Origin of the sequence: Paenibacillus sp. AR247, from assembly GCF_002968895.1 — a bacterium.
Taxonomy (GTDB): Bacteria; Bacillota; Bacilli; order Paenibacillales; family Paenibacillaceae; genus Paenibacillus_AQ; species Paenibacillus_AQ favisporus.
In genome coordinates this window covers 1,900,824-1,910,176 of the sequence record NZ_PCZT01000009.1, presented here as the reverse complement: position 1 = coordinate 1,910,176, position 9,353 = coordinate 1,900,824, and the positions used below count along the sequence as shown (strand labels likewise).

The 9,353-nt window shown below is 56.4% G+C and carries 7 protein-coding genes and 3 pseudogenes; 2 read left to right on the top strand and 8 right to left on the bottom strand.

Going from position 1 to position 9,353, the window contains the following annotated elements; genetic code table 11:
- The 3 genes and pseudogenes from CPT76_RS17395 to CPT76_RS17385 all read right to left on the bottom strand — a co-directional run.
- A partial coding sequence (locus CPT76_RS17395) for an ABC transporter ATP-binding protein (protein ID WP_258168645.1) occupies positions 1 to 791 on the bottom strand: 791 nt, incomplete at its 3' end.
- An 88-nt stretch (positions 792 to 879) separates the two neighbouring features.
- Positions 880 to 1,493 (bottom strand): annotated as a pseudogene (locus CPT76_RS17390) (ABC-2 family transporter protein).
- Positions 1,490 to 2,266, bottom strand: a complete 777-nt coding sequence (locus CPT76_RS17385) for an ABC transporter permease (protein ID WP_105443729.1) — start codon at positions 2,264 to 2,266, stop codon at positions 1,490 to 1,492. The pseudogene CPT76_RS17390 and the gene CPT76_RS17385 overlap by 4 nt, the downstream one beginning before the upstream one ends.
- A 344-nt stretch (positions 2,267 to 2,610) precedes the next feature.
- Here CPT76_RS17385 and CPT76_RS17380 point away from each other — a divergent pair.
- Together CPT76_RS17380 and CPT76_RS17375 are read left to right on the top strand one after the other, a co-directional pair.
- Positions 2,611 to 3,869: pseudogene (locus CPT76_RS17380) on the top strand (MFS transporter).
- A gap of 462 nt (positions 3,870 to 4,331) precedes the next feature.
- On the top strand, positions 4,332 to 5,756 hold the full coding sequence (locus CPT76_RS17375) for an NAD-dependent succinate-semialdehyde dehydrogenase (protein ID WP_105443728.1): 1,425 nt from the start codon (positions 4,332 to 4,334) through the stop codon (positions 5,754 to 5,756).
- 159 nt (positions 5,757 to 5,915) lie between these two features.
- Here the strand turns inward: CPT76_RS17375 and CPT76_RS17370 are convergent, their stop codons facing one another.
- From CPT76_RS17370 to CPT76_RS42155, 5 genes and pseudogenes are all read right to left on the bottom strand, one after another.
- Entirely contained in the window at positions 5,916 to 6,713 is a 798-nt protein-coding gene (locus CPT76_RS17370; protein ID WP_258168555.1) for a peptidylprolyl isomerase, read from the bottom strand.
- 50 nt (positions 6,714 to 6,763) lie between these two features.
- Positions 6,764 to 7,099 carry a hypothetical protein gene (locus CPT76_RS39945; RefSeq protein WP_258168554.1) on the bottom strand — a complete coding sequence of 112 codons (336 nt, stop codon included), beginning with the start codon at positions 7,097 to 7,099 and terminating at the stop codon, positions 6,764 to 6,766.
- Between the two features lie 221 nt (positions 7,100 to 7,320).
- Entirely contained in the window at positions 7,321 to 8,331 is a 1,011-nt protein-coding gene (gene spoVAD / locus CPT76_RS17365; RefSeq protein WP_105443727.1) for a stage V sporulation protein AD, read from the bottom strand.
- A gap of 8 nt (positions 8,332 to 8,339) precedes the next feature.
- Positions 8,340 to 8,627, bottom strand: a complete 288-nt coding sequence (locus CPT76_RS17360) for a SpoVA/SpoVAEb family sporulation membrane protein (RefSeq protein WP_105443726.1) — start codon at positions 8,625 to 8,627, stop codon at positions 8,340 to 8,342.
- A gap of 12 nt (positions 8,628 to 8,639) precedes the next feature.
- Positions 8,640 to 9,353 (bottom strand): annotated as a pseudogene (locus CPT76_RS42155) (YetF domain-containing protein); the annotation flags it as partial.

Here is a 9,353-nt window from a genome sequence, read left to right as displayed (position 1 = left end):
AGCGGGATGGACCAAGCTCCTGCGAAAGTTACCCGGATCGTCGTCGGAAGACCGATCTTCTCCCGGAGTTCATCGATCGTCCCGTCATAGCTGAGCTGCCCGTGATTGATGACCATGACGCGCTCGCAGAGCTGCTCGATGTCATCCATGTCATGGGTGGTCAGCAGGATGGTCTTGCCGAACTCGGTATTCAGCGTCTTCAGAAAATCGCGGATGCTACGCTTGGCGGTGACGTCGAGGCCGATCGTCGGCTCATCCATGAACAGGACGTCCGGATCATGCAGCATCGAGGCTGCGATGTCGGCCCGCATCCGCTGTCCTAGGGACAGCTTGCGCACCGGCGTCGTCCAAAATTCCCCCAGGCCGAGCAGCTCGGACAGCTGTCCGAGACGCAGGTCCCGCTCCTTGTCCCCAACTTTGTACATATGGGCCAATATTTCGTATGAGTCTTTGACCGGCAGATCCCACCACAGCTGGCTTCGCTGCCCGAAGACGACGCCAAGGCGGCTGACGACGCGGCGCCTGTGCCGATGAGGATCGACCCCAGCGATGCGGACTTCCCCCGATGACGGATGGAGGATGCCAGTCAGCATTTTGATCGTCGTCGATTTGCCCGCACCGTTCGGCCCGATATAGCCGATAAAATCCCCCTGGTTGATCGTAAAGCTGATATCTTTCACCGCTTCCTTGACGCGGTATTCCCGAGTAAACAAGGTGCGGATGCCCGCGAAGCTCCCCTCCTTGACCACAGGCGTTTTAAACTGCTTGTGCAGCCCCCTGGCTTCAATCATCGGCTGGGGCCGATCCTTATCCGCCGACCGTTCCAACTCCGTTCGTACGGCTGCTTCTGTCATGATTCCCATATCGATCTTCTCCTTTCTAGCTTCCGGTACTTTGGTAACGGGACATGCCGAATGTCCACAATTTCATGCTGGCGAAGAGGCAGACTGCCGCCACCAGGACGATGCCAAGCAGGACCCAGGAGCCCAGCTCCCCGCGCAGGATAAACAGCGAAGGTACATAATTGACAAAACCGACGGGAATGACGACGAGCAGGATGGACCGGAGCCAGACAGGATACAAGACCAGCGGGTAACGGACCGCGGTCTGGATCCGCCCTGCAGCAGTTCCCCCGGCATCATCCGGAAGTTTTGCGACATCAGGGCAAGCAGAACAGGGACCGGCCGGGTCAGGAGCTGATCCAGGTCACCTGACGTCAGGTAGTTCTCGAGATGATGAACATCATTGGCAAAGCTGCGGTACAGCGCCTTGGACAGCGTCATGACGGCAAACAGATAGCCGACTTCATAGAGCGACCAGCCTTTCACCGCGCCGAACTTGTTCAGCACGATGGCAATCATGAGAAACTCGGCGATCTGGATCCCGGCGGCCAGAAACGTCCCAAGCAGAAAGTTCATCTTATACTGCATCCCGCTGCGGATGCTGGACCGGATCAATACGAAATACAGATGAAGCCAATACCGAATGTTCATCCGCCCTGCACCTCCACCTTGCGGCGAACGACCGCTGTTACGCCAAGACAAGCCAGAGTCATCAGTACGCACCATAAGAGAGAGCCCAGCAGCCGGGAGGCATCCTCAAACCCGAGGTAAATCCGGGTCGGTACGTACAGCAGGTAAGGATAGGGGGAGAGCCAGGAAACCGTTTGCAGCCAGCGCGGCAGCCATTCCACCGGAATGAAGAAGCCTGCCAGCAGGTTGATCAGGGCATGGTTCATCCAATACAGCCAGCTGGATTCCGTGGTCCACAAGGCCGTAGCCCCGATGATGTAATTCATGCAGATCGATAAATAGGCGGCCGCGGCCAAACCGACCAGTGCCAGAAGCAGGGTGGTGACTTGCTGCGGAAGCGACAGGGAGAATACGAGGACGTACAGCAGATAGATCGGAACGGACTTGTACACAAACTGGTACGCGATTTGACCCCATTCCCGGCACATCAAATGAACGAACAGATGAACCGGGCGCATCAGATCCAGCGAGATCTGGCCTGTCCTGACCGATTGGGGAATGCCCAGCCCATTGGTCGTAAATCCGGAAATCCACAGCGACGCCTGGGTAAAAGCGATGTAGCCGATCATCCCGTGCACGCCGTATTCGCCGAGCGGCCTGTCCTGGCCGATGCCGATCCAGATGCAGGCATACAGGTAGCCGAACAGGGCGCTTGCAACGTTGTGCAGCATATGGGCCCCGCGGTACTGCAGGTTGCGCGCATACGCTTTTGAAGCAAGTGAGAAATAAAGCATTACACACCTCCGATAAGTTTTGTGGCGACGAGAACCGTCAACTTCAGTCAAGGCGGGTGAGTGAGAAGGATTTCCATCATACCAAAAATAGGATGGCGCGACAAGGAAAAGTTTTCGGTCAGAGCCGGATACATCCTTGTCTGCTGCCATGCGCATGCAGCGTCATGACATTCCACTATAACGCTTTCTTGCCGCTTTTACCACGTCATTTCCCACAATTATTTTTGTGATCAGAGGCGGTCCGGCGCATATTGACTTGCCCTTCCTTCCGAGTAGAATGGGAGCAAAGACGAAGTGAAAACAACAAAATCATTCGGTTTGAAGGCACCGGAGGAGAGTACCCGATGATATCATTCAAGACGCGGCCGCAGCACCGCCGCAAGACTTCCATGCAGCGCAGAAACCTGAGGGTAGCCAGCCTGGAAGGCATCCCGGCCGTGATGTTTATGACCCTGCTCGGCGGGCAGTTTTTGACCGGTTATCTGCTGTACCTGGGCGCAAGCTCGGGTGAGATTGGATTCGTGCTGGCGATCACGACTTTTGTCAATATCGTCCAAATTTTTGCCGCGTATCTGATCCAGAGGCTGCGCAGCCGGAAGTGGACGCTGGTGCTGTTCGTAGCCGTGCACCGGGTCATATGGGGGAGCACCGGTCTGGTGCCGTTTATTGTCCCGAAGCCATACTGGGTGCCCGCGTTTATCGTATTGTACACGGTTGCCTTCATGTTCAATACGCTGGGGGGCATCCTGTGGAACTCGCTTATCAGCGATATGGTCCACCCCAAAGTCAGAGGACGGTACTTCGGCATCCGGAACACGATTCTCAATGCGCTCGGAACGCTGGTGATGTACGGGGGTGGAGTCATCCTCGATCATGAGCCGGGCGGAAAGGGATTTCTGCTGCTCTATATCATCGTCTGGGTCTGCATTGCGGCCAATATCGCCGTGTTCTTCTTCTATCCGGACATTCCGTTTGAGCGGTCCTCGGAGAAGCGTTTTATCCCGATGCTGAAAAAACCGCTGCGCGACGCTTCTTTTCTGAAGGCGACGCTCTTCCTGGCCGGATTCCTGTTTCTGCAAAACCTGGTTGTGCCGCTGTATTCGTACGTCATGCTGGAGATGCTGCACATCAACTACCAGAAGCTGTCGCTGCTGAACGTGCTGCAAACGGTGTCCATGATGGCCAGCTTCTATGTTTGGGGTAATCTGAACGTTAGGCACAGCAACCGCAGGCTGCTGTTCTGGACGCTGCCGATCATCGCATTATCCTGCCTGTGCTGGGGGCTGCTGTCGGTGCTGCCGATGCTGCCTGTGCTGATTGCGGCACACATGATTTTTGGCATCGGTGTCGGCGGATTCAACCAGCTGGCGTTCAATTTCATGATCGGCGACACGCCGAAGGCGGAGCGCCCGATGTATATGGCGATGTACGCGGCGATTACGGGTGTCGCAGCGTTCTTTGGCCGCTGATCGGGGGCAATCTTTACGAGCTCATCGGCCACTGGCCGGAATGGACCCGGATCTATGGCGTGCAGATCGTCGTCGGCCTGAGCATGCTGCTGCTGACGGTCAGTCTCGGCCGGAAGATTCTGCGGAATTCGTGAGGGCTAGAGGAAAAAAAGGCGAAGGTTAAAACTGGCCCGGGGCGGTCTGAGTTTATATATTCTGCTTGTCGATAATCTAATAGAATACGAAATGGCTGAGGTACCTCCCCTAAGCAGACGGCAAATTAAACTTTCGGCTGCTTGAGGGTTTTTTTGTTGTTTTAAGCTAGGCGGACGCACGAAGCAGCGGAGAGATCGAAACCATTCCGAAAAAGCGAAGCGGTCGCCTTTGTCCCCGAATATCCACCATTGAAATAGATTCAAGGATATTCGGGGGCAACAGCGATTGGAGGAAGGATTCGAGCGTGGAGCGTCCTCACAATCGCCAAACGAAGGCACCCAGGCAACGATAAAGCAAGGCACTTCAAGCCCCAAACCAAAGTCCGTCTTTTCGCGTGAACCTTCCATTCGGGGGTATAATGAATAAGTAGAGGTGAATTTAGGAGCAGGGAGGAATCATTTATGTTTATCAACCAAATGTATATAAATGGCGCCTGGAAGGATGCCGCGGAGCACATCGACGTCCTGAACCCGGCCACCGGTGACGTGATCGGCACCGTACCGAACGGCGGCGCGAAGGAGGCTGGCGAAGCCGCGGATGCCGCTTATGAAGCGTTCCCGGCATGGTCCGCGCTGACGGCGGACGAGCGGGGGGTGCTGCTGATGAAATGGCACGGACTGATCGCCGAGCATACGGACGAGCTCGCCCGGATTATGACGACGGAGCAGGGCAAGCCGCTGAAGGAAGCCGCCGGCGAAATCGGCTACGCGAACAGCTTTATTTCCTGGTACGCAGAGGAGGGCAAGCGCGTCTATGGGCAGAGCATACCGGCCTCGTCCGCTTTGCAGCGGATATGGGTGCAGAAGCAGCCGGTCGGCGTCGTGGCGGCGATCACGCCATGGAACTTCCCGGCGTCGATGATTACCCGCAAGGTTGCGCCGGCGCTGGCCGCCGGCTGCACCGTCGTGATCAAGCCGTCCGAGGAGACGCCGTACACGGCCTTGAAGCTCGCTGAGCTCGCACACCAGGCCGGACTCCCGGCCGGCGTGATCAACGTGGTGACCGGCGAGGCGGCAGCGATCGCCGGTCGCTGGCAGCAGGACGAGCGGGTGCGCAAAATTTCCTTCACCGGCTCGACCGCCGTAGGCAAGGAGCTGATGAAGGGAGCGGCCGAAACCGTCAAGAAGATTTCCTTGGAGCTTGGCGGCCACGCCCCGTTTATCGTGACCGCCGCGGCGGATTTGGACAAAGCGGTGGACGGGCTGATCAAGTCCAAATTCCGCAACGGCGGCCAGACCTGCGTCTGCACCAACCGGGTGTATGTGGATGAACGGATCGCCGGCGAGTTCACCCGCAAAGCGGCGGAACGAACGGCCGCGCTTCAGGTAGGCAACGGCATGGAGGAAGGCGTGGATATCGGTCCGCTCATCAATGCCAAAGCGGTGGACAAAGTGCTGCGGCAAATTGAGGACGCCAAAGCTAAGGGCGGGATCATCGTGACGGGCGGCGAGGCGCTGCAGCATTCCGGCGGACACTTCGTGCAGCCAACCGTGATTGAACAGGCCACGGACGACATGGAATGCATGGTACACGAAACGTTTGGACCGCTTGCTCCGATTACGACCTTTCGTACGCTGGAGGAAGCCGTGCAGCGGGCCAACCGCAGTCCTTACGGGCTGGCCGCTTACGTCTTCACGGAGCGAATCCAGGAGGCGCTGTACGCCGCGGAAGCACTCGAATACGGAATCGTCGGTGTAAACGATCCGCTGCCTTCCACGGCGCAGGCTCCGTTCGGCGGATTCAAGCAGAGCGGACTCGGACGGGAAGGCGGTCATTTCGGCATCGAGGAATACCTCGAGGTCAAGTATGTATCGCTCCGGCTCTAACCGGAGGAGCGGCCGAAAACGCGCGGTGACTGGGCGCTGCCCCAACATCCGGGAAATGCACCAGGCAGAGCTCCGACCAAGATCTCATGCAAGCCGCCAATCAATAATAAAGAAGAAGCCCGAGGTGATTACCCTCGGGCTTCTTCAATAACAAAGCTGTTATTTCGTTGTATTTGCCGCTGTATCGGCTGCGCCTGCGCCTGCAGCCGTATCGGTTGCCGCGTTAGCCGAATCGTCCAGCGAGTTGGTAATTTTGGCTTTAGACTTGAGGTCGGCAATCCAGGTCGACGCTTTGGAAGAAATGCCTTGCGTGATCAGCGTTTCCTTGATGTCAGCCTTCTTCTCGTCAAGCGTTGCCGTGTGAGCCGCTTTGCGATCGGTAACCTTGATGATATGGTAGCCGTTGCTGGACTGTACGATGCCGCTCATTTCGCCTTTTTGCAGCTTGAACGCCGCTTCTTCAAACGGTGCTTCCATCACACCTTTGGCAAAGAAGCCTAGGTCGCCGCCGTTGTCCTTGGAGCCTGGGTCGATCGATTTCTCTTTTGCCAGCGTGGCGAAATCGGCGCCTCCCTTGAGCTGCGTCAGGATGCCTTCGGCTTCTTCCTTCGTCTTCACCAGAATGTGGGAAGCTTTGACTTCTTCCGGCGTGTTGAAGGATGCTTTATTTTCATCAAAATATTTCTTGATATCGTCGTCGGTCACTTTTACATCCGGTTCGAGCAGCTTGCGGATTTGCACCTGCATGTTCATTTGCTTCTTCAGGTCTTCCACCGACATGCCCGACTGCTGCAGAGCCATCTGGAATTCCTCTTCGCTGCTGAAGCCCTTCTTGATATCGTCCATTTCTTTGGTGACATCGGCATCGGTTACTTTAATGCCTTTTTTGCTCGCTTCCTGGTTGACCAGCTCTTCCGTGATGAGGCTGTCCAGCGTCTGTTTGCCGCCGGCTTCCACCAGTGCGTCATAAAGCTTGTCCTTTTTAATGTCCGTGCCGTTGACCGTCGCTACCGTCGGGTTGCTACCCGATTAAAAGGAGGCTTGATCAGCACAATGACGAGAATGACGGCAAGCACGAGCGATACGGCCATCCATACCTTGCCAGTTCCGCCGGACCATGCTTTCGGAGCAGGACCGGACGCCGCAGCAGACGCTTTGGGAGCAGGCGTCTTCTCTTTATTCGGCTTGGCCGGCGTCTCGCCGTCGCGCTTCATTTCGCTGAGGACCGGTGCGCCGCTCTCGGAAGGGGCTGCCGGTTTGCTGGTCCGTTCAGATGAATCCCCCGTTGTTTCGGTATTGTTCAGCTCTTCGTTGTTTAACGATTCTCTTTCTTTGTCTGTCATTAAATCTTGTCCTCCTTTAATGTATGCAAAACGCTTATGGGTTCACTTTACCAGATTTGCCGTAAATAATCCTTAAGAAGACATAAATTGTGACAGATTTTTTTTAATCCTGTTTTAAGATTCGGCTGTTTGCGGCGGTTTTAATCAGGAAGCAGACGATGTGTCCAAATAAAAGACCGCTCCGGACGGGAATACCCCGGGAGCGGCCATAGCTATATGCCTTATTTTTGCCGTTCGATCGATACAGCGTGCGCAATACAAGGAATGCTCTCCTTCTGCTGATAGGAGAGGGGGGAGAGCAGGGCACCCGTCGCCACGACGAGGATGCGGTTCAGCTCGCCGCGCTGCATCCGGTTCAGCAGGTGGCCGTACGTCACGACCGCCGAGCAGCCGCAGCCGCTGGCTCCGGCCTGAACATTCTGTTTACCGTAATCGTAAATCATCATGCCGCAGTCCGAATAGGTCGTCTGATGAATCGGAATGTTATGCTTCTTCAGCAGGTCGTTGGCGATTTGATACCCGACTTTGGACAGGTCGCCGGTAACGATCAGGTCGTAGTAACCCGGCTCGATCTGCAGGTCGCGGAAATGCGCTTCCATTGTGTCTACCGCTGCCGGCGCCATTGCCGCGCCCATATTGAACGGGTCGCTGATGCCCATGTCGACCACCCGGCCGATCGTGGCGGAAGTGATGTAGGGCCCGTCCCCGTCCTGCGACAGGACGACCGCGCCGGCCCCGGTCACCGTAAACTGAGCCGTGGGGGGCTTTTGGGAGCCGTACTCGGTCGGATACCGGAACTGCTTCTCCACGCTGGCATTATGGCTGCACGTCCCAGAGAGCACGTATTTTGCCCCGCCCGAATTGACGATATAAGAGGCCAGCGCGAGGCTCTCCATCGACGTGGAGCATGCGCCGAACAGGCCGAGATATGGGATGGCCAGCGTTCTCGCGGAAAAGCTGCTGCTGATAATCTGGTTCATCAGGTCGCCGGCGAGAAAAAACTGAATTTGCCCCTCGGTCAGTCCGGCGTGCTGCACCGCCATTTTTGCCGTTTCTTCCATTAAGGCCTTTTCGGCTTTTTCCCAGCTGTCCTGCCCCAAATACATGTCGCCGTGGATGATATCGAAGTCGTCGGCGAGCGGACCCTGACCCTCAAACGGCCCGACGATCGCCGCTTTCGACTTGATGGAAGGCTTGTTCTCGAACACCCAGCTTTGATGGCCTTTCAGCATATGAATCCTTACCCCCCTACAATATTAGGATCAAAAATGATGTAGGCGATGCCGACGCAAAAGGCTGCGAGCGAACCGAACACGATCACGGGTCCGGCCACCTTGAAGATGCTGCCGCCGAGGCCGAGCACGAGCCCTTCCCTGCGGTACTCGATCGCCGCCGAAGCCATGGCGTTGGCGAAGCCGGTGACCGGGACGGCGGTTCCAGCGCCCAACTTGCTGGGCTCGCGCTTTTTGGCCAATTCCTGGTATTCCTGCTGGACAGGCGTCAGTTTCTTCTTCTTTTTGCTGACCATGATGCTTCACTCCTAACGGGTTAATAATGGCTTGACGTCCGAGATAACGTGCTCCAGTTGGGCGGACACCTGCTCGTACATCGCCTTGTTCTGCTCGTTTTTGGTCGAAAGTCCGTACATCTCCAGGTCCGCCTGGCATTTTTTGAGATCCGCATACAGCATCGCTTTCTGCTGCGGCTCGGGAACCTTGATCTGATCGTCGAAGAGGTCGACGTACAGCTGTCCGTACGCATCCACCTGCCCGATAAAGACGTTGTCCAGCGAGACGCCCAGCTTCTCGAGCTCGGTATGTACCCAGCGCCGGTTCAGGCCTCGGGTAGCCAGCGGCTCGTCCATGATTTTGCCGTCCAGAATGACCGTCTGCGGCTCGCTCTCCGGCCCGACCTTGATGCCGAGATGGGTGGGGGTCAGCGGTTGATTTTCTTTTTCATCAGCACGTTGATCTGTCCGTTCGGCTCCATGATCGCAAACTCGACCTCCGCCGTTTTAAAGGCGTTTTTCCCGCGGAGCTGCTCCATAAGCTCTTCGTTCGTCAGCCGCTCCTTCTTCAGATTGTCCTCCATGATCTTGCCGTCCTTGATCAGTACGGTACTGGTACTGTCAATGAAATCCCGGGCTTTCTGCTCTTTAACTGCAAAAATTCAATCATGAGCGAAACGACTACCCACACGGCGAGGGAAATGAACGCCAAGGTACCAGGTGGCTTTCGAAATCAAGCGAGATGGA

Bases quoted from the DNA above. Each gene is read 5' to 3' on its own strand.
- CPT76_RS17375 (WP_105443728.1), top strand. From the start codon at position 4,332: ATGTTTATCAACCAAATGTATATAAATGGCGCCTGGAAGGATGCCGCG.
- CPT76_RS17385 (WP_105443729.1), bottom strand. From the start codon at position 2,266: ATGCTTTATTTCTCACTTGCTTCAAAAGCGTATGCGCGCAACCTGCAG.
- CPT76_RS17360 (WP_105443726.1), bottom strand. From the start codon at position 8,627: ATGGTCAGCAAAAAGAAGAAGAAACTGACGCCTGTCCAGCAGGAATAC.
- spoVAD (WP_105443727.1), bottom strand. From the start codon at position 8,331: ATGCTGAAAGGCCATCAAAGCTGGGTGTTCGAGAACAAGCCTTCCATC.
- CPT76_RS39945 (WP_258168554.1), bottom strand. From the start codon at position 7,099: ATGACAGACAAAGAAAGAGAATCGTTAAACAACGAAGAGCTGAACAAT.